This window comes from Nocardia sp., assembly GCF_025465275.1.
GTDB lineage: Bacteria > Actinomycetota > Actinomycetes > Mycobacteriales > Mycobacteriaceae > Nocardia.
The window spans coordinates 1-26,399 of record NZ_JAODNK010000184.1; the positions used below are offsets into that span (position 1 = coordinate 1).

28 protein-coding genes are annotated in these 26,399 nt (G+C 65.7%); 11 read left to right on the plus strand and 17 right to left on the minus strand.

Going from position 1 to position 26,399, the window contains the following annotated elements:
* Positions 1-55: 55 nt before the first annotated feature.
* Both JWN03_RS38185 and JWN03_RS38190 read left to right on the plus strand, forming a co-directional pair.
* Entirely contained in the window at positions 56-865 is an 810-nt protein-coding gene (locus JWN03_RS38185) for a hypothetical protein (RefSeq protein ID WP_297625951.1), read from the plus strand.
* 43 nt (positions 866-908) lie between these two features.
* Entirely contained in the window at positions 909-1,601 is a 693-nt protein-coding gene (locus tag JWN03_RS38190; protein WP_297625954.1) for a hypothetical protein, read from the plus strand.
* 18 nt (positions 1,602-1,619) lie between these two features.
* Here JWN03_RS38190 and JWN03_RS38195 read toward each other — a convergent pair whose 3' ends face one another.
* The 11 genes from JWN03_RS38195 to JWN03_RS45645 form a co-directional block, all read right to left on the minus strand.
* Positions 1,620-1,865, minus strand: a complete 246-nt coding sequence (locus JWN03_RS38195; protein ID WP_297625957.1) for a hypothetical protein — start codon at positions 1,863-1,865, stop codon at positions 1,620-1,622.
* 128 nt (positions 1,866-1,993) lie between these two features.
* Positions 1,994-2,506 carry a mycothiol transferase gene (locus tag JWN03_RS38200; RefSeq protein WP_297625960.1) on the minus strand — a complete coding sequence of 171 codons (513 nt, stop codon included), beginning with the start codon at positions 2,504-2,506 and terminating at the stop codon, positions 1,994-1,996.
* Between the two features lie 80 nt (positions 2,507-2,586).
* On the minus strand, positions 2,587-3,843 hold the full coding sequence (locus tag JWN03_RS38205; RefSeq protein ID WP_297625962.1) for an alpha/beta hydrolase: 1,257 nt from the start codon (positions 3,841-3,843) through the stop codon (positions 2,587-2,589).
* 142 nt (positions 3,844-3,985) lie between these two features.
* Positions 3,986-5,095 carry a ferrochelatase gene (locus tag JWN03_RS38210; RefSeq protein WP_441343137.1) on the minus strand — a complete coding sequence of 370 codons (1,110 nt, stop codon included), beginning with the start codon at positions 5,093-5,095 and terminating at the stop codon, positions 3,986-3,988.
* Between the two features lie 16 nt (positions 5,096-5,111).
* On the minus strand, positions 5,112-5,951 hold the full coding sequence (inhA, locus tag JWN03_RS38215; protein WP_297625964.1) for an NADH-dependent enoyl-ACP reductase InhA: 840 nt from the start codon (positions 5,949-5,951) through the stop codon (positions 5,112-5,114).
* A 77-nt stretch (positions 5,952-6,028) separates the two neighbouring features.
* Positions 6,029-6,748 carry a 3-oxoacyl-ACP reductase FabG1 gene (fabG1, locus tag JWN03_RS38220; RefSeq protein ID WP_297625966.1) on the minus strand — a complete coding sequence of 240 codons (720 nt, stop codon included), beginning with the start codon at positions 6,746-6,748 and terminating at the stop codon, positions 6,029-6,031.
* A gap of 49 nt (positions 6,749-6,797) precedes the next feature.
* The gene (locus tag JWN03_RS38225) at positions 6,798-7,802 is read right to left on the minus strand and encodes a VWA domain-containing protein (protein WP_297625969.1); all 1,005 of its coding nucleotides are present in this window, start codon (positions 7,800-7,802) and stop codon (positions 6,798-6,800) included.
* The gene (locus tag JWN03_RS38230; RefSeq protein WP_297626004.1) at positions 7,799-8,767 is read right to left on the minus strand and encodes a DUF58 domain-containing protein; all 969 of its coding nucleotides are present in this window, start codon (positions 8,765-8,767) and stop codon (positions 7,799-7,801) included. The genes JWN03_RS38225 and JWN03_RS38230 overlap by 4 nt, the downstream gene beginning before the upstream one ends.
* 32 nt (positions 8,768-8,799) lie before the next feature.
* Positions 8,800-9,993 (minus strand): AAA family ATPase, encoded by a 1,194-nt coding sequence (locus tag JWN03_RS38235; RefSeq protein WP_297625972.1) that lies wholly within the window; start codon positions 9,991-9,993, stop codon positions 8,800-8,802.
* Positions 9,994-10,307: 314 nt separating this feature from the next.
* On the minus strand, positions 10,308-10,829 hold the full coding sequence (locus JWN03_RS38240) for an RNA-guided endonuclease InsQ/TnpB family protein (protein ID WP_297625973.1): 522 nt from the start codon (positions 10,827-10,829) through the stop codon (positions 10,308-10,310).
* A complete protein-coding gene (locus JWN03_RS45645; RefSeq protein WP_366914534.1) occupies positions 10,771-11,346 on the minus strand; it encodes a helix-turn-helix domain-containing protein in 576 nt (191 codons plus the stop codon). The genes JWN03_RS38240 and JWN03_RS45645 overlap by 59 nt, the downstream gene beginning before the upstream one ends.
* A 312-nt stretch (positions 11,347-11,658) precedes the next feature.
* Here JWN03_RS45645 and JWN03_RS38245 point away from each other — a divergent pair, with 312 nt between their 5' ends.
* Both JWN03_RS38245 and JWN03_RS38250 read left to right on the plus strand, forming a co-directional pair.
* Entirely contained in the window at positions 11,659-12,708 is a 1,050-nt protein-coding gene (locus JWN03_RS38245; protein WP_297625975.1) for a cupin domain-containing protein, read from the plus strand.
* A 32-nt stretch (positions 12,709-12,740) separates the two neighbouring features.
* A complete protein-coding gene (locus JWN03_RS38250) occupies positions 12,741-14,483 on the plus strand; it encodes a DUF885 domain-containing protein (RefSeq protein ID WP_297625977.1) in 1,743 nt (580 codons plus the stop codon).
* Positions 14,484-14,533: 50 nt separating this feature from the next.
* Here the strand turns inward: JWN03_RS38250 and JWN03_RS38255 are convergent, their stop codons facing one another.
* The gene (locus JWN03_RS38255; RefSeq protein WP_297625978.1) at positions 14,534-16,420 is read right to left on the minus strand and encodes a CocE/NonD family hydrolase; all 1,887 of its coding nucleotides are present in this window, start codon (positions 16,418-16,420) and stop codon (positions 14,534-14,536) included.
* 201 nt (positions 16,421-16,621) lie between these two features.
* Here JWN03_RS38255 and JWN03_RS38260 point away from each other — a divergent pair, with 201 nt between their 5' ends.
* The 4 genes from JWN03_RS38260 to JWN03_RS38275 all read left to right on the plus strand — a co-directional run bounded on the left by JWN03_RS38260 (position 16,622) and on the right by JWN03_RS38275 (position 19,951).
* The gene (locus JWN03_RS38260) at positions 16,622-17,272 is read left to right on the plus strand and encodes a TetR/AcrR family transcriptional regulator (protein ID WP_297625980.1); all 651 of its coding nucleotides are present in this window, start codon (positions 16,622-16,624) and stop codon (positions 17,270-17,272) included.
* A 253-nt stretch (positions 17,273-17,525) separates the two neighbouring features.
* On the plus strand, positions 17,526-17,945 hold the full coding sequence (locus JWN03_RS38265; protein WP_297625982.1) for an NUDIX hydrolase: 420 nt from the start codon (positions 17,526-17,528) through the stop codon (positions 17,943-17,945).
* A 25-nt stretch (positions 17,946-17,970) separates the two neighbouring features.
* Positions 17,971-18,663 (plus strand): TetR/AcrR family transcriptional regulator, encoded by a 693-nt coding sequence (locus JWN03_RS38270; RefSeq protein ID WP_297625984.1) that lies wholly within the window; start codon positions 17,971-17,973, stop codon positions 18,661-18,663.
* A gap of 136 nt (positions 18,664-18,799) precedes the next feature.
* On the plus strand, positions 18,800-19,951 hold the full coding sequence (locus JWN03_RS38275; RefSeq protein ID WP_297625986.1) for an FAD-dependent oxidoreductase: 1,152 nt from the start codon (positions 18,800-18,802) through the stop codon (positions 19,949-19,951).
* A 35-nt stretch (positions 19,952-19,986) separates the two neighbouring features.
* Here the strand turns inward: JWN03_RS38275 and JWN03_RS38280 are convergent, their stop codons facing one another.
* Positions 19,987-21,429: a lipase family protein gene (locus tag JWN03_RS38280; protein ID WP_297625988.1), complete on the minus strand. Its 1,443-nt coding sequence runs from the start codon at positions 21,427-21,429 to the stop codon at positions 19,987-19,989.
* A gap of 280 nt (positions 21,430-21,709) precedes the next feature.
* Entirely contained in the window at positions 21,710-22,015 is a 306-nt protein-coding gene (locus JWN03_RS38285; protein WP_297625989.1) for a hypothetical protein, read from the minus strand.
* Positions 22,016-22,304: 289 nt separating this feature from the next.
* On the opposite strand from JWN03_RS38285, the gene JWN03_RS38290 reads away from it, so the two are divergent.
* Positions 22,305-22,961, plus strand: a complete 657-nt coding sequence (locus tag JWN03_RS38290; protein WP_297625991.1) for a TetR/AcrR family transcriptional regulator — start codon at positions 22,305-22,307, stop codon at positions 22,959-22,961.
* 70 nt (positions 22,962-23,031) lie between these two features.
* Positions 23,032-23,520: an Lrp/AsnC family transcriptional regulator gene (locus JWN03_RS38295; protein WP_297625992.1), complete on the plus strand. Its 489-nt coding sequence runs from the start codon at positions 23,032-23,034 to the stop codon at positions 23,518-23,520.
* A gap of 60 nt (positions 23,521-23,580) precedes the next feature.
* Here the strand turns inward: JWN03_RS38295 and JWN03_RS38300 are convergent, their stop codons facing one another.
* Positions 23,581-24,525 carry an AraC family transcriptional regulator gene (locus tag JWN03_RS38300; protein WP_297625995.1) on the minus strand — a complete coding sequence of 315 codons (945 nt, stop codon included), beginning with the start codon at positions 24,523-24,525 and terminating at the stop codon, positions 23,581-23,583.
* Between the two features lie 87 nt (positions 24,526-24,612).
* On the opposite strand from JWN03_RS38300, the gene JWN03_RS38305 reads away from it, so the two are divergent.
* Complete coding sequence (locus tag JWN03_RS38305; RefSeq protein ID WP_297625997.1) at positions 24,613-24,933, plus strand: EthD family reductase; 321 nt, start codon at positions 24,613-24,615, stop codon at positions 24,931-24,933.
* On the opposite strand, the gene ald is transcribed toward JWN03_RS38305, so the two are convergent.
* Positions 24,930-26,036 carry an alanine dehydrogenase gene (gene ald, locus JWN03_RS38310; protein WP_297625998.1) on the minus strand — a complete coding sequence of 369 codons (1,107 nt, stop codon included), beginning with the start codon at positions 26,034-26,036 and terminating at the stop codon, positions 24,930-24,932. The genes JWN03_RS38305 and ald overlap by 4 nt on opposite strands.
* Positions 26,037-26,219: 183 nt before the next feature.
* The coding region (locus JWN03_RS38315) for a hypothetical protein (RefSeq protein ID WP_297626000.1) at positions 26,220-26,399 on the minus strand (180 nt) is incomplete at its 5' end.

The window sequence follows — 26,399 nt, forward strand, 5'->3', positions numbered from 1 at the left end:
CACGAAAGTGGCAGTGGCATAGCGGAAGTCGCTGCCCGGCAATACGATCACGCGTGTGAGCGCACCGGAGATGGTCCTGCAGTACATCAATGCGACCAAGTGGCCGGTGGTCGGCCTGACCGTCACCTTCATGCTGCGTGGGTCGATCGTCGATTTGATCGGCCGCATTCAATCCGCCAAATTGCAGGCCGGTGGGGTGTCGGCCGAACTCGAGGCCCGCGCCGCCCGCGCGGCCGGTGCGATCGGCGCGGTGGCCGATTCACCGACCGCCGCACCGACGCCGATTCGAGGCGTTCAAGCCGCACCGCCGGCGGGGCTGACCGCGCGCATCGGCAGCGAGGCGGACGCGTTCCCCGCGCGGTATTTCGCCGGCTATGCGGGAAATGTGCGCAACCATCCCGGACTGTTCGTCGCGCTGACACTGACCGAAGCCCCGGATCAGCTCCGCCGCACCGAAATCGAGAAGGGTGTGCACGAATTGCGGGTGCTGGCGAGCATGGACGTCCGGGACGAGATTACGGCGGACCAGCCCCCGCTCCAGTTGGCGGTATGGGCCGCCAGGCTCTTCCAGCGCGTGATCGAGGTCTATCCGGAGCGCACCTTTCTGGGCCCGATCGTCTGGCCCGGTACACCCGAGGGACTCGCCGTCGGCTTCCGGAGCCTGGATCTGCTGAAGGCCGCCGCCGCGGCCAACCCGGGCGCGGTCACCCCGACCACGGTTCGCTCGTACGCGGACGGCGTCCGCAGCTTCGCCAGCCAATACGCCGATTACGTGGAAGCCATGTTCCGGGCCGCCGACTGGTGCCTGGCCGCGCACGCGTCCACTGATCCGCAGCCGGCGGATTCGGTGCGCAGCAGCAACTGAGTCGTTCCCCGACCGACGTCGCATATCAGGCGATACTGCTGGCGTGACCGGCTCCGAGAATGCAGCGAACGACGACCAGGTGCCCGCGTGGGCCCGGCGAACCGCGGGCGAATCACGGTGGTGGGCCACCACCGCACTGGTGGGGATGCTGGTCCTGCAGTACTTCCTGCCGGATCAGTTCACGCCCGGACCCCGCTGGCTGGTGCCGGGAATCGGGTTCGTGCTGGTGATCGTGCTCATCGCGACCCGCTCGTTCCGGATCGATCGGGAGGAAATGTGGCTGCGCCGACTCGGGCTGAGCCTGACGGCGCTGCTCGCGTTCTCCATGGTGTGGGCCGTGTACCACCTGGTCATCGGACTGATCGACGGCGCGGTCAGCGACAATGCCGCCGGGCTGCTGACCTCCGGCGGCGCGGTCTGGCTGTCGAATGTGCTCGTATTCGGGCTCTGGTACTGGGAACTCGATCGAGGCGGGCCGGTGGCGCGGGCACACGCGCAGAAGCCTTACCCCGACTTCCTGTTCGTGCAGATGCAGAACCCGAGTCTCGCGGATCCGGACTGGGAGCCGAATTTCCTGGACTACCTGTACCTGTCGTTCACCAATGCCACCGCATTCAGCCCCACCGATGTGATGCCGATGTCGCGCTGGGCAAAGACCACCATGATGGTGCAGTCGGCGATCTCGCTGATCACCGTCAGCCTGGTCATCGCCCGCGCGGTGAATGTGCTGAAGTGAGCGGCGAATTCGGCCCGGCTACCGGTTGATCCACATGTCCAGGACCACCATCACCACGGCGATCAGCACCAGTACCACCGCGATCATCATCGACTGACCGATGGTCATGCAAATACCGGCGGCTAGGAAAAGACTCAGCACCGGAGCCCACACGAAGTAATCGGGCGCACCGAGCGCTCGCTTCTTCGCGACCGCCCCGCCGCGCGAGTTCCCGCCACCTACACCCCGGTCACGCTCCGACCGACCACCATTGACCCTGTCCACCTGCGACACAATACATTTCATCCGCCCACAGCGGGCACCGAGGGTTCGCAGGTCCTGGACGTGCGATCACCAGGAACCGGTGGCGGCGAAACGCGAGTGCCTGCCGCCGCCAGTTCCTGGTCGATGAATCAGCGGCGGCGCAGGAGTACGCCGCGGACGTAGGCGGCCTGACCGGAGTGCTGGATATCGTCGTCGATGACGCTCACCAGGCGAACGCCGAGGGTCACGGGCGGATTCCAGCGGGTGTCGACAATGCGCGGCAGGTCGGCGTCCACCAGACCGGACACGTAGTCGATGGTCTGCGCGTGCACGGCGTCGTAATAGCCGGTCAGCAGTTCGGCTGGGATACCGGTCAGTTGAGCTACTTCGGCGGCAGCGTGGCCGTATCCGGTTGCGGTGTCATCGAATGCGAGGTCGAAGCGTTTCACCCAGTCCTGGGTCAGCCAGACCTGCTCCAGACCCGCCACGTCGGCAATGTGGTCGTCCTGGACGCGGGTGAGATGCCAGATCAGCCAGGCGATGGAATTACCACCGTCATCCAGTTGCGCCGACAATTCCGCCTCGGTCAGACCTTCGACCGCTCCGTGCACGTTCTCCTTGATCCGGCCGAAGGCATCAACCAGCAAATCAGCACTCGTCATGCCGACATACAAGCACACGGCGGGCGGGCATATTCCCGCCCGCCGCGCCGATATCGATTGCCGGGCCGGTGGTTACGAGCTCATGCGGTGAATCGCTCGGCGAGCCATCCGGTCAGTTCGTCCCGGTCATAGTTCAAAGTGGCGAAGTGCGCGCCCAGATTGCCCGGATCGGGATCGGGGATGACCACCTCACCGGATTTGTACCGGTCATACCGCGGTGGATTCGCCGGATTCGTGACTTCCAGTTCCTCGACGAGCACATCCACACCGGGGATGACGATCTGCACTCCCCCGATGGTGAACTCCGTGGACTCGGCCTTCACCCGCTGGTCGTCGGCGGACTGTGAAATGCGGATGGGCACTCCGATTTCGAGATTCGGGTTCATCCGGGCCAGTTGCGCCTCGAAGTTCAGCTGATCGGGATTCGGCTTGCCCGGATACGGATTGAGGATCGTCGAACGGAATTGCTCGATGCCCAGCAGGCCGCCCCAGGAATCGGATGCGCTCAAACCGGCCCGGCACCTGGTGAGTACGTCCGGCCAGACCGCCTTCGCCTTGTCCGACAGCACATTCTCGACATCGATGGACTCGTCGCCGACAATCGCGCCCGACAGGAACAGTCCGGTGAAGGCGAATCCGCCATCGGCATTGGTCGGAACCAGTGCGCCCGCACGGACAATGGCCTTCGGGTGATTGGCCGGGGCGATCGCCGCGACCCCGACCAGCCCGTCGACCCGGCCGGGCGCGTAGTGCGCGGAGTACAGCGCCGCCTGCCCGCCCTGCGAGTGGCCGACGATCGCGTACTGATCGGACACGGCACCGGGGAACAGCCGACGCGTCGTCTCCACGATATCGAGCACGCCGTAGGCCTCGGATTCCCCGAGCAGATACGGATGCCGACGCCCCGTCACACCCAGGCCCTCGTAATCGGTCATGGCCACGGCCCAGCCCTGATCGAGGAAGTTGTTGAGCAGCGCCTGCGGGTACTTGTTCATCGGGTGCGCACTGGAACCGGCCGTATCACGTGAGGGCGCGCACAGGTGGCAGACACCGACGGTGCCGTGCGCCCAGGTGACCACCGGATACCCGGCCTCGGTGCGCGGCGGCTCGTTCGGCAGGGCGATGATGCCGGACACCGCGATGACCTCACCCTTGACGCTCTGAGAACGGTAGAGCACCAGCCAGTTCCGGCCGTGTGTCAGTTCGGCTTCCGGATTGTCGAGCGGGCGCAGATAGATGGCGTCACCGACCGCGCCCCCGGACAGATCCTCCGGGGGATCGTAGAACGCGTCCCCCTCGGGGGCGGGTGGTCCGTCGAATATCGGATCGCCGTTCACAGCGGTTCCTTCCCGGCGACGATACCAGTGGCGTCGCTGCCGGAAGTCTCGCCGCCATACCTCTCGGTATCGGCGTGATGGACAGTCTCACAATACTTTTCGCCCGACCCGGGCCCGGCGGGATTTCCGGAAACGCCGCAGCTCAGGCCGACCGGACGGTTTCGGAACGTGGTGCGCGCGGGGGCAATTCGCAGCAGCCGGGAACGCAGGGCGCGCCATTGGGAGTGCACCCCAGGCTCGGCATCGCACTGAGCTTGCGGCGCTCGCTGCCGGTGAGCTGCTCCTCGACCAGATCGACCACCATATGGGCGAATCGGGAGTCGCCGCCGGGGGTAGCCGCGCGCGCGAAGGCCATGCCCAGCTCGGCGGCCCGTTGCTTCGCCTCATTGTCGAGGTCCCAGATCACCTCGAGATGATCGGAGACGAAACCCACGGGGCAGATGACCACCGCGTCCACATCCCGTGCGGCGAGCGCATCGAGGTGATCGACGATATCGGGTTCCAGCCACGGCACCTGCGGCGGACCGGAGCGGGACTGCCAGACCACATCGTAATCGTCGAAACCCGTTGCGGCAGCACATAGTCGGGCAGCCTCGGCGACCTGGCGACTGTAGAGCGCCTGCTCCCCCGGCGGGCCGGACGCCGTATCGGCGGAAACCGGAATCGAATGCGCGGTGAAGACCAGGCGAGCGCGACCACGACGATCAGCGGGCAGCGACGAGACCGCCGCGCGGATGCCGTCGGTAATGGCGTCGATAAACAGCGGATGGTCGAAATACTGCCGCAGCTTGACCAATTCAGGCGCGTTCGCGACATCGGCGCGAGCGCGCGCGATATCCTCGTGATACTGCAGACAGCCCGAGTAACCACCCCATGCGGAGGTGGGAAACACCAGCGCGGAACGGATTCCGTCCACGCGCATACCCTCGACGGTGTCCTCGACCATGGGATGCCAGTTGCGATTGCCGAAGTAAACCGGCAGATCGATGCCGCGCGAAGCGAATTCGGCCTCGACCGATTTGATGATGTCGAGATTGAGAGCATTGATCGGCGACACCCCGCCGAAGTGCAGATAGTGTTCCGCGACTTCGGCGAGGCGCTCCGGAGGTACGCCCCGGCCCCGAGTGACGTTCTCCAGGAACGGCATCACGTCTTCGGGGCGCTCGGGACCGCCGAAGGACAGCAGTAGCAGCGCATCCACTTTTTCAGTAGCGGGCTCCGCGGCGCGAACGCCGAGGTCGTGCACTGCCACGTCCTACTCCTTCAGCTCAGTTGGTGGGAAACCCGTTCGCCGGGAACCAGGTGTTGTGGCTGGCGCCGCCGTCCACATAGATGATCGAACCGGTGGTACCGGGCAGCCAGTCGGACAGCAGCGTGACCACGGACTTGGCGACCACCGTCGGGTCGTCGACGTCCCAGCCGATCGGAGAGGCGCCGTCCCAGTAGGTGTTCAGCATGGTGAGCTGGTTGGCATCATCGGTGGCGGTGCCGGCGATGGCCTTGGCCGCGAGGGTCTTGATCGGCCCGGCCGCGATGAGGTTGGAGCGAATGCGCTTGGCCTCGCCCACCTCTCGCGCCACATAGCGGTTCACCGACTCGAGCGCGGCCTTGGCCACACCCATCCAGTTGTAGTACGGCATGGCGGTGCGCGGATCGAAATCCATGCCCACGATGGAGCCGCCCTCGTTCATGGCCGGCAGTACGGCGCGAGCCAGCGAGGCATAGCTCCACGCCGAGATCTCGAACGCCTTGGCCGCATCCGGGCCGGGACCCTCGAGGAACGGCTTGGACCCCGGACCCATCAGGGTGCGCGGAGCGAAGGCGATGGAGTGCAGCACGCCGTCGATGCCCTCGGGGGCCAGCTCGTTCAGCTTCGCCGCCAGCTCACCGAGGTTCTCCTCATTGGTGACATCGAGCGGGATGGCCGGGGGAACCTCCTTGGGCAGCCGCTTGGCAATCCGGTCGATCAGCCGCAGCCGGTCCGGAATACCGGTGATGATCACCTTGGCGCCCTGCTCCTGCGCGACCGCGGCCGCGTGGAAGGCAATGGACGAATCGGTGATGATGCCGGTGATGAGTACGGTCTTGCCTTCGAGCAATCCACTCATGGGTTGGTTGGTTCTCCTCGTTGAAAAGTACTGGTTGCCAAGGGGTTCGGAGCGCAGCGCCTAATCGAGCGAAATGCTCAGTGGCCCATGCCCATACCGCCGTCGACCGGGATGATCGCACCGGAGATGTAGGAGGCGTCGTCCGAAGCGAGGAAGCTGATCGCCGCAGCGACATCTTCGGCCTGGCCGATCCGGCCCGCGGGAATGAAATCGAGTGCGGTCTTGCGCATCTCCGGCGTCATCTCCTCGCGGGTCATATCGGTGTCGATCAAGCCCGGCGCCACCACATTCGCGGTGATATTGCGCTTACCGACCTCACGGGTGATAGAGCGCGCCATACCGACCAGACCTGCCTTGGCCGCCGCGTAGCTGACCTGGGCCGGCGAACCGATCTGGCCGACTACGGAGCCGAGGAAGATGATGCGACCGAAGCGAGCCTTGAGCATATTGCGGTTGGCGCGCTGGGCAACTCGCCACGCACCGGTGAGGTTCGCGTCGATGACCTTGGTGAACGAATCCTCGCTCATACGCATGAGCAGCGTGTTGTCCACAATGCCCGCATTGGCCACGATGACCTCGACCGGACCCTGGTGCGCCTCGACCTCGGTGAACGCACGATCCACCGACTCCGAATCGGTCACATCGCATTTCACGCCGAAGAGGCCCTCGGGCACACCCGAACCGCGATGCGTGACAGCGACCTTGTGTCCATCGGCAAGCAGGCGCAGGGCTACCGCGAGCCCGATGCCGCGATTGCCGCCGGTCACCAGTACCGACCGGGATGTGATGTTCGACATAGAGGGAAACCTATCTGTTCGTTGGCGGGACTCGGCGCGCGGTACCGAATTACGGCAGACGCTGACGATAGAGCAGCGCTGTCACCACCCCGGCGGCGGTTGCCAGCAGACCCAGTAGCAACCACGGCCGGCTCGCATCGCCCATTGTCAGCTCGTACCCGATCTGCTGATCGAGTGTGTCGTACACCTTACGAAGCTCTTCCAGCGTAGAGGCGGTATAGAAGTCGCCACCGGAGAGCTGGGCGATCTGATGCAGTGCGTCGTCGTCGACCGGAACCCGCACGCGCTGCGAGCCCTTACCGTCCTGATCCGGAATCTCGACGGTGCCCCAGGTCGTGCCGAACGAAATCGTCGACACCGGAACGCCTTTCTCCTTCGCCAGACGCGCGGCGGTGAAGCCGTGGCGCGGATTGTCGACATCCTTGTCATCGGGCACGGTCTGCTTGCCGTCGGACATGAGCACGATGCGCGCGGGCGGCGGAGTCTCCGCACCGCCGAGCACCGAGGCCAGGGTGTCGATCGATTGCAGCGCAGTCAGAATGCCCTCACCGGTGGCGGTGCGCTCGGCCAGCTTCATGCTGTCGATAGCCGCCTTGACCGCTTGGCGGTTGGTGGTCGGCGACATCTGCACCGACGCGGTACCGGCGAAGGTGACCAGACCCAGATTGATGCCCGGGGTCAGACCGTCCGCGAATTCCTTGGCGGCCTTCTTGGCCACCTGAATTCGGCTCGGCGGCACATCGGTCGCCTCCATGGACAGCGAGACGTCGATGACCAGAATGACGGTGGCACGGTTGCGCGGCACCTTCTTCGACGCGGTCGGACCGGCCGCCGCGATGGTCAGCAGAATCAGGCCGACCAGCATGAGCGCCACCGGCACATGCCGGAATCGACTGGGCTGGCTGGGGGCGACCCGTTCCAGCATCTCCATATTGGAGAAGCGCAGCACATGCTTTTGCCGCCGCCGCTGCACCACCACATAGAGCAGCGCGATCAGCGCGACTACGACCAGGAAAGCCAGCCAGTACTGCGAGGTGAAATTGGAAATGCTCACTGTCGTGGCACCCGCCCGGCATTCGAGGCGCCGAAAGTATGGCGCCGGGTGGACACGAACCGGACCACATCGGCGATCCAGTCCCGATCGGTACGCAGGTCCATCACCGGCGCGCCGCAACTGCGCAGCGCCAGCTCCACCTGCTCGCGGTGCTGCTGTGCCGCTTTCGCGAAATCAGCGCGCAGCGCGGGGGTCACACTGAATTCCCGGGTGCGCCCGGTCTCCGGATCGTGCAGCACCACATCGCCGACATCCGGCAGCGCCATATCCAGCGGGTCCAGCACCTCGACCGCCAGCAGATCATGGCGACCGGAGATGGCGCGCAGGCTGCGCTGCCAGTCGATATCCCCGAGGAAATCGGAAATCACCACGGCCAGACCACGTTTGCGCTGCGGTCGGCGCAGGGACTCGATGGCGCCCTGCAGATCACCGCGCACACCGTCGCGAGCGTGCGGGGTGGTGGCGATGGTGCGCAGCATGGATTGCGCGTGCACGCGCCCGCTGCGCGCCGGAATGCGAATCAGCTTCTCGCCATTGGCGACCACCGCGCCGATCCGATTACCGCCGCCGCTGGTCAGGTGGGTGACCGCGGCCGCGGCGGCAATGGCCAGATCGCGCTTCTCGCATCCGGTGGTGCCGAAATCGAGACTGGCGGACAGATCCACCACCAGCCAGGTCTCCAGCTCACGGTCGGCGACCATCTGCCGCACATGCGGATGCGTGGTGCGGGCGGTGACCGACCAATCCATCTGGCGCACATCGTCGCCCGGCTGATACATGCGCGCATCGCCGGGTTCGGAACCCGGGCCCGGGATCAGGCCCATGTGATCACCGTGCAGCACACCGTCGAGCCGGCGGCGCACGGTGAGTTCGAGCGTTCGCAGCGCAGCGGCCAGGCGCGGATCGCTCAGATCACCCTGCCGGAAAGAGGGCGGGGCGTGCGAGGAACCGCTGGGAGTCGACATCGTCACGGGCGCAACCGAATCCGAAGCCCGCCTCACTTGGGCTGAGGCTGGCCGGGCACTCCGGCAACCACACCGTTAGGAGGCTGCGGCACAGCCTGCTGCGGCGGCTGCGGAATCCCGTTCGGCGCCTGCGCAATTCCCTGCGGCGCACCCTGGGGACCCATGATCGGCGGCGCGGTGGGCGCCGGAGCCGGCGCGCCACCCGGGGCGACGGCCTGCGGGGCCACCTGCGGCAGACCGACGGTCTGCAGCACCCGGTTGATCACATCGTCGGGCGAAACCTCATCGGCGAGCGCGTCGTAGGACAGCACCAGACGGTGGCGCAGCACGTCCGGAATCACCTCGACCACATCCTGCGGCACCACATAATCGCGGCCGCGAATGAGGGCCACCGCACGCGCCGCGGCAATGATGCCGAGGCTGGCACGCGGGGAAGCGCCGTAGGCGATCCAGCCGGCCACATCGTGCATGCCGAAATCGGCGGGCTTGCGGGTCGCGGCGATCACGCGCACGACGTAGTCGACCAGCGCGTGGTGCACGAAGGTATTGGCGGCGACCTGCTGCAGCCGCACCACCTCGGCGGGGTCGAGCACCGGCTTGGCCTCCGGCGGGGTGACACCCATCCGGTAGATGATCTCGCGCTCCTCCTCGACGGAGGGGTAATCCACGACCACCTTGAACAGGAAGCGGTCGCGCTGCGCCTCGGGCAGGGCGTACACGCCCTCGCTCTCGATGGGGTTCTGAGTCGCCATGACCAGGAACGGATTCGGCATCGGGTAGGTCTTGCCGCCGATGGTGACATGCCGCTCGGCCATCACCTCGAGCAGCGCCGACTGCACCTTGGCGGGCGCGCGGTTGATCTCGTCCGCGAGCACGAAGTTCGCGACGACCGGGCCCAGCTCGGTATCGAATTCCTCGCGGCCCTGCCGGTAGATGCGCGTACCCACAAGGTCGGTGGGCACCAGGTCGGGAGTGAACTGCACGCGAGAGAAGCTGCCGCCCACCACCTTCGCGAAGGTTTCCACCGCAAGGGTCTTGGCGATACCGGGAACACCCTCGAGCAGCACATGGCCGCGTGCGAGCACACCCACCAGCAGTCGTTCGACCAGCCGATCCTGACCGACGATCACCCGTTTGACCTCGTAGATCGCCTTTTCCAGGGTCTGGACATCGCGCTCGAGGGTGTTCGGCGGCGGCGCGTCCTTCACCGTACTTACCGTGCTCACACCATCAGTCGAAGTCACCAAAATCCCCGCTTTCGCCTTGGTCTCTGTGCGTGCTGCCACAACTATTCCAGGTATCGGCCGCGAACGCCGCACCCGGTTCGGGAAGGACGCACAAAATCCAACCTCGCAGATCCGGGGTTCGCATGGATTCAACTTATATCCATGCTCGGGGACTTCGCTTCAGTGGTGAGATCCGAGCCTTTCAACTCGGAAAGTCCGATCCGGTGTCACCGCGTTCTCAGCGCCGCGGTGTCCTGTGGTTGCGGTCTCTCGCTTCTGCCCCATAGGGGGTTGCGCCACCAGCCCGACCCGCACTACCCACCCTGGCCGGGGTGGGTAGTGCGGGTCTTGCGGGCGGCTCGGCGAGGATTCAGCGTTGCTGCGCCCTGGTCTCCGGCTACTCCGGTACCAGCCGAACACTGTGCCGCCGCGAGGGCGGCCAGATTGCGAGCGGCGTTCACGTCCCGATCCAGGACAAGTCCGCACGCATCACAGGCGAACACTCGAACACGCAGCGGCAGTTTGGCTTTCACTACACCACAGCCCGAGCAGGTCTTCGATGACGGGTACCAGCGGTCGGCCACGATTGTTGTGCCACCACCCCACTCGCCTTTATAGGTCAGCTGGCGGCGTATCTCTCCGAATCCGGCGTCAGCGATTCGCCGCGCAAGCCGTCGGTTTCGCTGCAGGCCGGCCACGTTCAAATTCTCGATCACTACGGTGCCGTATTCGGCCCGAACTCCGGACGTAAACTTGTGCAAGGCGTCTGAACGCAGGTTACGCGCCGGAGTGCAGACGTCCCGCAAAGCGACGTTCGAGCTTGCGGGTCGATTCATGAGTGCGGATAGCGCCGAGCCTAGGCAAGGTCACAGGTCGACGATCCGGTTCAACCCGAATACTGCCGGTAGTGAACCGGCAGCTCGGTTGAGCCCGCCGCCGCGACTTCCGACGCGGAGCGCCCTTCCGGTGACTTTGCCGTTGCCCGGTCTTCGAACCCGCATAGTTGTCGAATGCAGCTGCGGCAGCAGCCAGGCCGGTGTTATAGGCCTCTTTCGAGTTCTCAGTCCACCACCCAGAGAAACGGGGATCCGTGTGTCTGATCCGGTTGAACTCTCTGCGCAGCGCTGGCAGCGACCAGGGCCGCCACGGGGTGAGGTCGGATTCCACAATCCTGTAGGTGCCTTCGGCGACCCGTTGGTCCCACGAAGCGCGTACCCACGACACCGCCCAATTGAACGCCGCCCGTGCGGCCCCACAGTGAGACCACAACTTATTTTCGATAGTCGCGTTCGGGTCCAGAGCGAACCGGTAGGCCTGCAGGACGAAGCCTTCGCGAGGCTCAAACCTTCCCACCCGATCCCCTTGTCGCCGATGCCAGTTCAGGTTTCACCACCCAGCTGATACGCCTGGCACGCTACCCAAAGACCTCACTGCCGACACCATTACCGGAGACACGCGGCGGCGACATGCTCGTTCCGGTATGTCGATTCAGCCGGGCAGACCTGAAGTTGGATATCGGACTATTCCAGGTATCCGCCGCATTCGCCGCATTCGCCGCACCCGGCTACATCGGATGTCGAAATCGGGCGGCCGCCGACCGCTACCGCGCCGCCACTATATTGAGAATCGCCACCTCTGATCTTGAAACCAGCAGCAGGAGGACCAGTGCGCAATGCGTCGATTCATGTTGCCTCGCTACTGCGGGGCGAGGAGATCTACCGCAGTGAGCTCGGCTCCCTGACCAGGCTCACGGCCGATAATTTCCCGATCCTGCGCGGCCTGTCGATCAAACGACTCACCCTGTCGCCAGGTGCGATCCGGGAACCGCACTGGCACGCCAATGCCACCGAACTCGCCTACTGCACCGCGGGCCGGGCCCTGGTCTCGGTGCTCGACAACGGCAGCAACTTCGCCTCCTTCGTGGTCAGTGCCGGGGAGATGTTCCACATCGACTCCGGCGCGTTGCACCACGTGGAGAACATCGGCGACACCGACGCGGAATTCATCCTGGCATTCCGGCACGAACGGCCCGAGGACTTCGGATTCAGCGCGGCCCTCGGCGCGATGACGGACTCGGTGCTCGGCAACACCTATGACCTGCCGGCCGCGGATTTCGCCAAGATCCGGCGCAGTACCACCGCCAAGCTCGTGGTGAAGCGCGACGGCGATCCGGAGATTCCATCGACCGCGCACTTCGGGGATCCTCATCATTTCGCCATCGAGGCGATGGCCGCACCGGTGGACTCGCCGGTCGGCTCGGCCCGCACGGCCCGTGAGCAGTACTGGCCGGTACTGCACGACATCTCGATGTACTCGCTGCGGATACGGGAAGACGGCATGCGCGAACCACATTGGCATCCCGTCACCGCCGAAATGGGGTACGTGCATCGGGGCTCGGCGCGGATGACCATCATGGATCCGGACGGCACCCTCGACACCTACACCGTGAACGAGGGCGAGGTGTACTTCATCCCGCGCGCGTACCCGCACCACATCGAAGTCATGGACACACCCGACATCCAGTTGCTGATCTTCTTCGATCAGCCGACGCCCGGCGATATCGGCTACCGCGCGTCGGCGAGCGCCTACTCGCGACAGGTGCTGGCCGCCACGTTCGGCGTCGCCCTGGACGAGTTGCCGGAGCTGCCGTTCACCCCGTCCGATCCGCTGATCGTGACCCGCAACAACCCCTTGGAGCCGACCGACAGCCCGTGACACCCGACCCGATGTGCAGAAAGGCAGATTCGATGTCGAACAGCGATTCACAGCCGGTCGGTGGAAAGCGCGGTCCGCGGGCGATCGCGGATGAGTATGTGCGGGCACTGGCAGCCTTGGACCCGTCGGCGGCGGTCCGTCTCGGCATGAATCCCGACAGTGACGCGCTGGCGGACTTCTCTCCGGACGGCCTGTCCGCGCCCGCCGATACCGCCCGTGACGCGCTCGCGCGGCTGGGTGCGGTCGAAGCCGCCGGACCGCTCGCCGATGACGGTGAGCGCCGGTGCGCCACGCTGCTGCGGGAGCGACTCGACTCCGAACTGGCGCTGCACGAGGCGGGCGAGCAGTTCCGCACGGTGCGCATCGGGAATTTCGTATTCTCGGCAACCGCGCCCGCCGGGTCACCGCTGCACAGTCTGCGCGACATTCTGACCATGATGCCGACCGATACCCCGGATCAATGGCAGGTGATCGGCCGCCGCATGGCTCGTATTCCCTTGGCACTGCAGCAGTATCGATCAACCCTGGCCGAGGGAATCAGCCAGGGATTACTGTCGGGGCCCCGTCAGATCGTCACGGTGCTGGACCAGATCGAGCAATGGCTCACCGGTCCCGCGCCGGGTGGATGGTTCGGCGAATTCGTTTCCGCCGCACCGGAATCGCAACGTGCGGAACTGAGTTCGCATGCGGTCGCCGTGGCGGCGGCATTCTCCGAATTCCATGACTGGCTGCGCGATACGTACGGCCCGGCCGCCGCGAGCACTCCGAATATCGTCGGCGCGGAACGCTACCGACGCTGGGCACGGAACTGGACCGGCGCCGATCTCGATCTGGACGAGGCGTACCACTGGGCGTGGGAGCAGTTCCACGATATCGAGGCACATATGCGGGACGGCGCGGTCGCGGTACAGCCGGGGGCCACACCGCTGGAGGCGATGGCCTGGCTCGTCAAGGACGGCACGGCGTACGACGGCGTCGACACTATTCGGAAGTATCTGCAGGGACTGATCGACAATGCCATCACCGATCTGCAGGGCACCTACTTCGACCTCGCGAAACCGCTACAGCACGTCGAGGCGATGATCGCGCCCGCCGGTACCCTGGCCACTCCGTACTACAGCCCCCCGACCCTCGATTTCTCCCGCCCCGGGCGCACCTATCTGCCCACGCGCGGGCGCACCCGGTTTCCCACCTGGGACCTGGTCGCGACCTGGTATCACGAGAGCGTTCCCGGCCATCACATGCAGTTCGGTCAATGGACCTATCTCGCACAGGAATTGTCCACGTATCAAGTCACCGCCGGTATGGTCGGCGCGAATATCGAAGGCTGGGCGCTGTATGCCGAACATCTGATGAACGAGCTCGGCTACCTCGACGATCCGGGTGCTCAGATGGGATTTCTGAACCTTCAGATGCAACGCGTCCAGCGGGTCATCATGGATATCGGCCTGCACACCGGAATGGCATTCCCCGCAGATTCGCCGTACGCGCCCGGCCGGACCATCGATACCGAGAATGCTCGCGAATTCTACGGTCGCTACTGCGGCTTTCCCGCCGACCAGCTCGACAGCGAAATCGTGCGCTATCTCGGAATGCCCGGTCAGGCAATCTGTTACAAACTCGGTGAACGAGTCTGGTTGCGGGGCCGGGAATCTGCGCGGCAGGCCGCCGAGCAGCGCGGCGAGACCTTCGACCTGAAGGCGTGGCATATGACTGTGCTGTCCCAGGGGTCCCTCGGGCTGGACGATCTCGCACACGAACTCGGCACGCTGTAACTCACTCCCCGTGCCCGGTCGCGGTGCATCCGCGACCGGGCACGGCCCGCTCAGAAGCCGGAGCGGCCCTGGATCGGTAGCGTGACGAAGCTCGGGTCGGCCGGATCGAGCTGTATGTGCTGCGGCCGTAATCCGCTGTCGCGCATGGTGACACCGAGCGGCAGGGCGCGCAGGATGCTGGCGGCGTAGACATCGATTCGCAGGCGGTGCCCCGGTTGGATAACGGCATCGGTGGCCAGCAGCCCGATATCCAGTGTGGTGGGCTGTCCTGGTATCTGCGGGTCGCGGGCGGTGACGTCGAGTGGGTGGTACGCCTCGATGTAATCGCCGTCGGGGGTGCGGCGGCTGCGTTGCGGGTCGACTGCGCGCAGGGCGGCGGTGAGCTGCCCGCTGGAGATGACGGTCGAAGTACCGTCCGGCGCAATATCGTTCACCGATACGTCCCAGAATCCGTCCGTGGCGTCGAGCACAGTGTTCAGGTGCAGATTCATCGGACCCGATAGTGCCGTCGGCGCATCGGCGGGAGCGGTGGTGAAGGTCAGCGCCTCGGCCTCGGCGAATCGCGAATCCAGTTCACAACCCTTACCCAGGATGAGTGCCACACCGGCGGTGCCCTCCGAGGCCTGCCGGGAGCAGACTCCGCGTATGCCGGGTGCGACCGTCAGCTGAGCCGAGGTGGCAGGAGGTGCTGCGCTCAAGCTGCCGTCGGCCACGGCGTGCGGTGCACTGGCACTGGAATCGGCTGTCAGATAACGGCGTTCGTAGCTCAGATCCGGGCGCGGGAAGCTGTCGGTGGTCCGCCAGCCGCCGCCCTGCTGGTACAGCGTGACGGGACCGTAGGAGTCGACGCCGTTGTCGATTCCCTTGAGCCACTTGTCGAACCAGGCGCGCTGGAAGGCCGGAACCTGAGGCGGCGCGCCGGGAGAACCGAAATCGACTGTGGCGGTGGCGTGATAGCCATTGCCCATCACCAGCTGCTTCTCCCCCGGCGGCAGCGGGATCGCGTCGTAGATCTTGGGCTCGCTATTGGCGAAGATGTCGTGCCAGCCGCCGACGACGAAGGTGGGCACCTGGATCTGGCTGGGATCGGACTGCCGTTCGCGATACCAATCGCTGTATCCGGCCAGATCGACGGTGGACGGCGGGAGATTCGACAGGTCCGGCGAGGAGAGCGCCTGGAACAGCTGCGGCAGTTCGGTGGCCGGATCGGCCAGGCGGTCGGAGAGCCATGTGGCGTCGAATCGACCCTGCAGCAAGGCCTGTAGGTCCGGCACCCACTTCAAGCCATTGACCAGGCTCAGCCACATGGGCATGAATCCGATACCGATCGCACCACCGGTGCCAACGATATCGCGAAACAGATCCGAGCCCGGAATGATCGGGAGGATGGCCTTCAGGGCGGGCGGGCGATGCGCGGCGGCCTGCACAGCGGTGATGCCGAGGTAGGACGCGCCGGTCATCCCGATCTTGCCGTTCGACCAGGGCTGATGTGAGGCCCAGTCGATCACCTCGAGGGTGTCCGCCTGTTCACGAGCGCCCAGCACGTCCCAGACGCCCTCGGAGAATCCGGTGCCGCGCACATCGGCGACCACTTCGACATAGCCGGCGCGGACCAGTTCCGGGGTGATGCCCATCTGGCCGGCCAGCGGACCGCTCATATCGGCGGTCAGGTCGCTCATGAGTTTGGTGTACGGGGTCATGGTCACGATGGCCGGGAACGGGGTGTCGACCGCTCGGCCCTGATCGTCGGCGGGCCGATACACGTTGGCCTTCAACACTGTTCCGTCACTCATGGTGAGCGGAACGTCGTGCTCGACGGCCACGCCGGGATAGGTGGTCTGCTGCCAGGCGTCCGCCCACCCGGGCGCACTCAGCGCGTCCGGATCACCGGCGACGGCGGGCGGCGCGAATGCGCACACCACCGCCACGGAAACCACGCCGACCAGGGATCTCCACCGTCGAGGAGCCACTTCGCACCACCAGAACTTCCAAAGTTGTTGTGCGTCACATCGATAGAACCCGGGTCACGGGCACAACCCTGGCACAGCTTTACTTCGAAGTAAAGCGCTCGGATCAGGAGGACTTCCTACCGGGACTGCACAGCGGCGCACCGATTCGCCCATGAGACGCTGGTACCGATGCCACCCACACAACGACGACCAACCGACGACGAACTGCTCGACGCCGCCTGCGCGGTCTTCGCCGAGCTCGGCTACCAGGCCACCACCATGGATGCCATTGCGCTGCGCGCGAATTCGACCAAGCCGACGCTGTACGCGCATTTCGGATCCAAGAAGGATCTGTTCCGGCGACTGTTCCAGCGCGAGGCCGCCGTCATGCAGACAACACTGCTGCCGGTGTACGAAACGCTGCCCGGTCGCGAACTCTCGGAAATGGTGCAGGCGGCGCTGGGCGCAGGATTGCGCTACGGCGAAGACAATCCGAACGGCGCCGCCATCGTCTCCGCCGTCATGAACGGCGACGGTCCCGATCCGGAGCTCGGTCACGGGCTACTCGATACGCTCATCGACGCCATCGCGACGGTCGTGGAGGACACCCTGCGGCGCAACGGCCGCGACCCGGGACCCCTCGGTCCGGTACTCGCGGCATTGATGTGGGGCTCGGCCATCGAGGCCAGCCGCGTCTCGCACCGCGTCACCATTACCGGCTCCGAACTGGTGGACTGGATCACCACCTACACCATCGGCGGACTGCAGGCGACGCTCGCGCGCAGCCTCGCCGGGCAACGGCTCGCGCCGATCGATATCACCGGCGAAACCGAGGCGTAGATTACCGAGGGCAGTCTTCCCCGACGGGAGACTCGATCGCTCCTCAGGCGACTGATACCCGACTCGCAAAACTTTCCGACCCGCCCAACAATTCGGCGAAGATGCGCCGAAATTGCGGATAGCCTTGCCGTCCAGCGTTTCTGCAGCGGTAGCGTGGAATGTGTGCCGGTCGAAGCGGTCCGGCCGTACGGGATGTGGGTGTGAAGTGTGGGATTTCGAAGTTTCTCCCCGGCAGTCGATTGGCGAGTCGGTATTGATCGAGTTACAGGAGAAAGCGGTTGCCGACGGAGTCGCGCTTCGAATCGGCGTCGTCCTCGAGCACGAAGGCGCGGTGCTGCTATTGGAACGCGAGGAGTACGCCCAGGGCTTGAGCCCACTCAATCTGCCCGGCACCACCGTGCGTCCCGGTGAGACGCTCGCCGCGGCCGTGGCCCGCGCGGTCCACGAGGAAACCGGCCTGACCGTGGTCGATATCGTCGGCCACCTCGGCAGCTTCGACTATCTCTCCAATGCCGGAACTCAGGTCCGCCGGGAACATTTCGCGGCCGAAGTGGCCGGCGTCGGCCCGATCCGCCTGTCCAACTACGGCAGCTACCGCTGGTTGCCGCTCGACGGCGAACTGCCCGTGACACCCTCGATCCGCCGCATTCTCACGGCGTATCGCGAGCGGTAACGAACATGTTCGCTAAGGTCGATGCATGGATGCAGCGACTGCGCGGCCCCGCAAGAGCAGGCGCGAACGGCCCGCCAAACCCGCGCTGACCTACGACGGGATCATCAGCACCGCGGTACAACTGGTCGGCAGCGAGGGCCTGGAGCGGCTCACCATGCGCCGCCTCGCCGCCGAACTGGATACCGGGCCCGCATCGCTGTACGTCTACGTCGCGAATACCGCTGAGCTGCATGCCGCGATCCTCGATGTGTTCCTCGGCGAGGTGGAGGTGAGTCCGGTTGCCGCTGACGGGGATTGGCGCGATGGGCTGGTCGCCGTGCTGCAGTCCTATACGCGGGTGCTGCTCCGGCACGCCGCGCTCGCACAGTCCGCGCTCACCGCCCGGCCGTCCGGACCGCACTATCTGGCCGTCCTGGAACGCCTGCTCGAGCTGCTGCGCGCGGGGAGCGTGCCGGACGGCCAGGCCGCGTGGGGCGTCGATATTCTGCTGCAGGTCGCGACGGCCACGGCCGTCGAGCAATCCATTCGCGATCGCGATGCCGCCACCGCCGGTGATGAGGACGCGGCGCTGCGACAGGCCCTGGATTCCGCGGACGAATCGCACCCGCGGATCGCCGCGCTGCACGACGACCTGGTGTCCGGGTCTCCGGAGGACCGGCTGGACTGGACCTTCCGGATGCTCATCACCGGCATTCAGGAGACCGCCCGCCCGCGCTGAGGGCCTGCGTACTTCACCTCGAACACCGATCTCAGCATATGGACGTGCCGTGCCTCACAACGAACTTGTTCGTAACGAACATGTTCGTTAAGCTGCTGAGGTCAGCGAAATTCGTCGCCAGGAAGGCAGGCCGATCATGAACACCACCAACCACTACCCCGTCCTCATTATCGGAGCCGGACTCGGCGGCCTGACCCTGGCGCGCGTACTGCACGTCCATGGCATCGAGTCGGTCATCCTCGATCTGGACACCTCGGCACAGGCCCGGACCCAGGGCGGCATGCTCGATATCCACGAGGACACCGGCCAGGCCGCACTGCACGAGGCCGGACTGCACGAGGCGTTTCGAGCCCGGGTGCATTCCGGCGGCGAGGCCATGCGCGTGCTCGACCGCGACGGCCGAGTACTGATCGACCAGTCCGATAACGGCGACGGCAGCCGGCCCGAGATCGACCGCGGCGAGTTGCGCGCACTGCTGCTCGGGTCCCTCCCGGAGACGGCCGTGCGCTGGAACAGCAAGGTGATCAGCGCCCGCCCGCTCGGTTCGGGCCGGCACGAGGTCACCCTCGCCGATGGAAACGTGCTGACCACCGATCTGCTGATCGGCGCGGACGGCGCGTGGTCGCGGGTGCGCCCGCTGCTGTCGAGCGCGCAACCGGTCTACTCCGGAATCTCGTTCGTAGAGCTGGATTTGCTGGACGCCGATACCCGCCACCCGGAATCGGCTCAACTCATCGGCGGGGGAATGTGTTTCGCGATCAGTGAGGCCAAAGGGTTTCTCGCGCACCGTGAATCAGACGGCAGCCTGCATATCTATGTCGCCCGCCGCGCGCCCGAGGGCTGGCTCTCCACTCTGGACTTCAGCGATGTCGCGGGCGCGAAAGACGCTCTCCTGCAGGAATTCACCGGGTGGGCTCCCGCGCTGCGCAATCTCATCACCGAGGCCGATGGCCCGCTGATCCCGCGACTGATCCAGGTGCTGCCGGTGGATCACCGGTGGCCGCGCATCCCGGGTGTCACTCTCCTCGGTGACGCCGCGCATGTGATGTCACCGTTCGCCGGCGAGGGCGCAAATCTCGCCATGATCGACGGCGCCGATCTCGCCCTCGCGCTTGCCGCTCACCCCGGCGATACCGAAGCCGCCCTGAGCGCCTACGAGAGCAAGCTCTTCCCGCGCGCCGAAGCGGCCGCCCGGGACTCTGCCGAATCACTCGCAGACATCTTCGGCGATCGGGCGCCCCAGTCCCTCGTCGACATGTTCACTGCCCTCGAAACCGCAGGGGCATAAGCGCAATCGAGCCGAGGGCGGCACATCCGCTGCCGTCAGCGACCTGCGCCGAGGGCCTGTCCGAGCATTGTTTCCACGGTTCCGGCCGCGAAATCCGGTAGTGCGGCCAGTCCGGTCGGGTCGAGCAGGGTCGAGGCGACCGTGGTGGTCGTGCAGCCGTCCGGCTGCACCGGCTGGGGGTTGTTCAATGCCCGTTGCAGCCACGCGAAGGCGCCACCGGCGGCGGTCACATCGACGATGGTGTGGTCGCTGATGACATCGGGGAAGGCGTCGCGGGTGTAGGTCACCGATGCGCCGTGCGCGCAATAGTTCTGGACCAGTGCGTCGACCGGGCCGATGGGGCTCACCTCGTCATTGACGCCGTTGTAGAGATAGACCGGTGCGGTCGGAGTCGTCTGTCCGTGTGATCGTTCGGCGATGGCCTGGTGAATGACCGGATCGGCGAGCACGGTATCGAGTGGCGCGTTGAGCAGGGTCGGCACCGTCAGCATCAGGTTCGATGCGACATTGCGGCCCACGCACTGATACGCCGCGGCGGCGACGATCCCCTGGCCGGCGGGCGTGAGGTAGCTGTCCAGCCGGGCCGCGGCCTCGGGTGAATCCTTTTCCAGCGCAGCCACTCCGATCGGGATCAGCCCGCCGAGCAGTCGCCCGTTCGCCGAATGCAGCGCCGCACCCAGATCCGCTACGGGAGCGCCGATCGCGGCTCCCGCGATATTGAGCTCCGGTGCGTAGGCCGGTTGCAGTTCCGCGGCCCAACTGGTCGCGATGCCACCACCCGAGTAGCCCCACATCGCCGTCTTGGTGTCGGCGCCGGGCAGGCCGAGCGGCGCGAAGTTCTCCGCGGCGCGAATGCCGTCCAAGGTCGTGTATCCCATGACACGCGGCGTCAGGAAACGATCGTCGATACCACCGGGATCGGGAATCGAGACCGCCCAGCCCTGCGCCAATCCCGAAGCCGCGAAAGCCATTTCCCACGGCGGCAAAGCGAGGGCGGACTGATTGCCCGGATCGAGCAGGCCGGCGGGACTCGAGTACTGCAGCGCATACGACGGCATGCAATCTCGCGCGATGGAGTCGTAGGCCATCTGATACGAAAGCAGCGGGCGCGGTTTCGCGGGTCCGTCCGGAATCAGCACGGTCGTGACGGCCGCATAGGCATTGCCGTCGGCATCGGTAGTGCGATACAGCAATTGCCAGGCCTGCGAGTTCACCGGGAACACTTCCAGCGCCTTGACGACGACCGGCCTGCTCTTGAGGATCGTGCCCGGCGCCTCGGACTCGTAACCGGCAGGCGGGTCGTAGAACGTATCGGCGGCAGCCGGCGAATCCGCGCCCGCAATGGAATCACCCACGGCCACACCCGGATCCGGTTCATCAGCACCGGCCACCGGCGCAGCGATCGCCACCGTGACGGCGACAATCGCGAACAAACCCGATGCGCCTCGAACACGCCGCAACGCCGACCTCATAGCCATGCTGAAACCCTTGTTTTTCCCGGGCCCCGAACAACATCGGAGCCACATCCCCATGTCGGACGCAAAGCTACCGCCAGACAGCCGTCGGCGTGAGGCAAATCGACAACCTGCCTACCCGGCAGTAACAAAAACTTGTTCCACTCACCATCAGAGCTGGCGAGGACACCGCGAAAGCATCACCCGGATGCCCCATCCCCCAAAACCTGTACCGCAGCATCGTTTTCGGCCCTACGCCCGCCCCGGGACCTACACGAAGACCTGATTCGACGAGGCCGAGATCTCAGTCGGCGACGGTCCAGACTCGGGCCGTGGCGACACGAGTCAATTTCGCGAGCAGTGCTTCGCGCGGAATTGCTTGGCCTGCGAGGTGCTCCAGCGAAGGGACCACGACATGGTGGGCGTCGGCGCGCATCAGTTCGCACATGAGCTCGACGAATGCCGTGCCGTCGCTCGATAGTGATTCGTGGAATGTTGCCGCGAAGCAGAGGCCTTGTTCACGGGCGAGGGTACGTAGGTCGACTTCGAGCTCTTCGCTGTGGCCGTCGGCCAGATCGTCACGCAAGTAGCCGTAGATCAGCGCCCGCATCCCGAACCTCCGTGGGAATCCTGTCGATATCGTCCCGAATGGGTCGCCGGGCGGCGGGGTTCCCCGCCGACTCCGCCGCGGATTCGGTTCGGCACCACGCCGTGCCATAGAGAACCAACCGGCGACCCATCCGGCAACATTGGGGTAGCCCGGATCGACTACACCGAGAGGTCGGCGGCCATGCGAAGTTGCCCCCGACCTCCCCCACAAACGGCAGGTGGCGAATGTTCAGCTATCCACCTACACGATGTGACTTACAACGTGTAACCAAGACTGTAAAGTTCCCTGCATGAGCCCTGATTCGTTGCGCGACGCGGCGAGCTACCCAAAGGGCAAGGTTCCGCGAGCAGTCCGGGAAAAGCAGATCCTCGCCATCGCTACCACGCTGTTCGCGGAAAAAGGTTATGCCGGAACATCGATGGAAGACATCGTCCGGGCCGCCGGGGTGTCACGCCCGATCGTCTATGACATCGCCGGTTCCAAGGCCGATCTGTACCGCCACGTTTTCGAGCACGCCGCCGCCGAGCTGGACGCCCGCATTCGCCTGGCAGTCAGTGAGAGCAGCGATTTGATCACCGCGCTGCGGACCGCGATCGCGGTGATGTTCGAGCACGCCGACACCGACCCCGAAGTGCTGAGCTTCGTCATGACCGGAACCGGCGACCCCGAACTCGACCGGACCGTGGCCACCATCCGGGACCGGACGCGCCGCGAAATCGCCGAAGTGCTCACCGCCGCAGTGCATGCCGCCGGATTGCACACCGACGAGCGCCGCATCGAAGCGCTGGTTCACGCCGTGCACGGGGCTTGCGAATACGCCGCACATTGGCGCACCATCCACGCACCCGAACTGGCCATGCCCACCCTCGCGGGGTGGATGACCGCCTTCATCGAGCCGGGGATTCAGGCGCTGGTGGAAGAATCCCGCACAATCCCACCGAGCTGAATATTCGTCCGCTCCTGCGGCCTGAAGGCGAATGATATTCGGTATTCTTCCGCATATGAGGAAGGTTCCGATGCCCGTCGTTCCGACCGCACCTCGCCCCCGGGTCTCGCTCGATGCCATCGACCGGCTGCTGCTCAGCGAGCTCGCGAAGGACGGGCGGATCACCAATAACGCACTCGCCGCGCTCGCGGGCATCGCGCCGTCGACCTGCCTCGGGCGGGTGCGCGCGCTGGTCGAGTCGGGGGTGATTCGCGGCTTCCATGCCGATATCGATCCGGCCGCCCTGGGCCGCGATCTGCAGGCCATCATCGCGGTGCGGGTGCATTCCGGGGCGCGCGGCCACCTGGCCGAATTCGGCGAGCAGATGGCGGCGCTGCCGGAGGTGGAGAACGTCTACTTCGTCGCCGGGGTGGACGACTATCTGATCCACGTCGCCACGGCAGGTTCCGGTGAGCTCCGCGGATTCGTCCTGCAGAACCTCAGTGCCCACCCGGCTGTCGCTTCCACCCAGACCATTCTCATCTTCGAGCATGTCCAGCCCGGCGGAGCCACCTCCTGACCGAGCGCTCCGCGAATCGCGTGCAGCACAGACCGTTTGGAGACCCGACGATGTCGCGGGTCAGCAGCGACCTGGTATGTCTCGTCGCCAGCGAGCCGGTGGCGTGCCGTAGCGGTTCTTGAACGCGCGACTGAATGCCGCCTCCGAGTTGTAGCCCACTCGCTCCGCGATGTGCGTGACCGGCAGGGAGGTGTCGCGGAGCAGGTCGGTGGCGGCATCCAGGCGTACGTGCGCGAGATAGGTCGCCGGGGGCTTCCCCACGCGAGCGACGAACCGCGCGGCGAATGACGACCGGGAAAGGTTGCACACTCGAGCCAGTTCCTCGACTGTCCAGTCGTGACCGGGGTCTCGGTGAATGGCGCTCAACGTCAGCCCGATCTGCGGGTCGAATGCGCCTGCAAGCCAGTTCGGTTCGGCGTCCGTGCCGGCGGCCCACGCGCGCAGAATCTGGATGAAGATCAGATCGAGGATGCGGGAGATCATGACCGCTGATCCCTGAGAGGGCGAGTGCATCTCGATCGCGAGCATCCTGCGCGCGACTTCGAGCCCTTCGGGCGCCGGGGTGCGGGCGCCGCCCAGGATGATCACGGCCGGCAGTGCCCCGAGCAGGTGGCTCGCCTGCGGGTCGCCGATCGTGAATGTTCCGCAGAGCCAGCGCACCGGCTCGGGTGCGTCGGTCTCATTGCTGATGTGGTGGGGGTCGCCGCGCAGGAGCAGGACGACATCGCCGGGGCGTAGGTGCTCAACGTGTCGGTCGCCATCGATCCGAAGCTCGAGTTCGCCCTCTTCGATGATGTGCAGGCTGCCGACATCGGCGAAGCCCATCGAGAAAGTCCGCGGCGGACCGTACGCAACGACCCGCTCTCCGCCCAGGCGCACGCTCCGGAGCAGCTCCGAAAGCAAGTCGTCCGACCGACCGTCCACGGTGCGGCTGCTTGCGGCGTCGTCGAGCGAATCGGCTTGTGTCGCTGGACGATCGGCAAGATTTACCGGCGGTTGGGTCATAGTCGCTACCCATTCCTCTGGTTAGTGTCGACAACCGTGAGCGGGTGCGCTCACCGGCATCAACGGAGACTAACGGAGAGGTCAACCATGACCGAGCACGGAACGACCACCAAGATCAGCTTTGTCTATTCCAATCCCACCGACCCGGATGCCTTCGAAGCGGCCTACCCCGAGCAGCTCACGCTGGCGCGCAAGCTACCCGGCCTGATTCGGCTGCAGACGTCGAAGGTCTGGCCCAAGGAGGACGGCAGCCCGACCCCGGCGTACCGACTGCTGGACCTGTATTTCGCCGACTACGCGGCGGCCAGCGCCGCAGCCGCAGAGGCGGGTCCCCTTGTCGCCGCTACCCGCGAGCACGCCACCGGAGGCGTGGTGCTCGCATTCGCAGAGGTCCTCGAGGACTCCTAGGCCGCCAAACTGTCGACCATGTAACCGTGGGCTGCCGCGACCGACTCCGACAAGAGCGCTCCGGCATGAGTGCTCAACCCGGCGGCCAGACCCGGATTGGCAGCGGCCGCGGCGCGCCAGCCTTTGTCCGCCAGCGCAATCGCATAGGGCAGAGTGGCATTGGTGAGCGCGACGGTCGAGGTGTGCGGCACCGCTCCGGGCATATTCGCCACACAGTAGAAGAGTGAATCGTGCACCCGGTAGGTCGGATCGGCGTGGGTGGTGGCGTGCGAATCCTCGAAGCAGCCGCCCTGGTCGATGGCGATATCGACCAGTACGGAACCCGGTTTCATCTGCGCCACAAGCGCATTGGACACCAGCGTCGGGGCCTTGGCGCCCGGCACCAGTACCGCGCCGATCACCAGATCCGCCTCGCGCACCAGGTTCTCCACCTCGAGGCGGTTGGACATGACGGTGCGCACCGCCCCGCGGTACAGATCGTCGATTTCGCGGATGCGGGCGATATTCAGATCGAGCACGGTGACGTCGGCGTGCATACCGTGCGCGACGGCAATGGCATTGCGGCCGGACACACCCGCGCCGAGCACGACGACCTTCGCGGGGCGCACGCCGGGCACGCCGCCCATGAGCACCCCACGGCCGCCGCCGCTGCGCATGAGGTGGTACGCGCCGGCCTGCGGGGCCAGGCGGCCCGCGACCTCGCTCATGGGAGCCAGCAGTGGCAGCGAACCGTCACCGGCAGTGACGGTTTCGTAGGCGATGGAGGTGATGCCGGAGGTCAGCAGCGCGTCGGTGCACGCCTTGGAGGCGGCCAGATGCAGGTAGGTGAACAGCGTCTGGTCGGCCCGCATGCGTGAATACTCCTCGGCGACCGGCTCTTTCACCTTGAGCACCAGATCCGCCGTGCCCCAGATCTCCTCGGCGGAATCGAGCACCCGCCCACCGGCATAGCCGTAGGCACCGTCCTCGAAGGAGGATCCGGCACCGGCACCGGCCTCGATGTAGACCTCATGACCTCGGGAGACCAGCTCGTGCACACCCGCCGGTGTACAAGCGACCCGATATTCATGGTTCTTCACCTCACGCGGGATTCCGATCTTCACCCAGCACTCCTGACGTCGTCTCGAACTATCAGCGCGGCCGCTGCCGCCTCAGGAGTGAGTGTGAATAAACTGCGAAACCCTCACAAGAGGGATGAATATACTTCTCAGATCCCGCCAAATGGACTTCATACATTCGAGTTTCACCTCGCTCTGCGGTCCCACCACGAATCATCTTCGACCGGATCAGGCATCAGCCGGAGCGGCTGTGGCGGACTTTGCGCCGGGCTTCTTGGCCGGACCCTTCATAGCGAGGCCCTTACCCGGGGCCGGTGCGGCCTTGGGCTCGGCTGCGGCCTCCTCGACCACAGGCTCGGCGACAACAGGCTCCGGTTCCGAAACCGGTTCCGGCTCTTGCACCTTGGG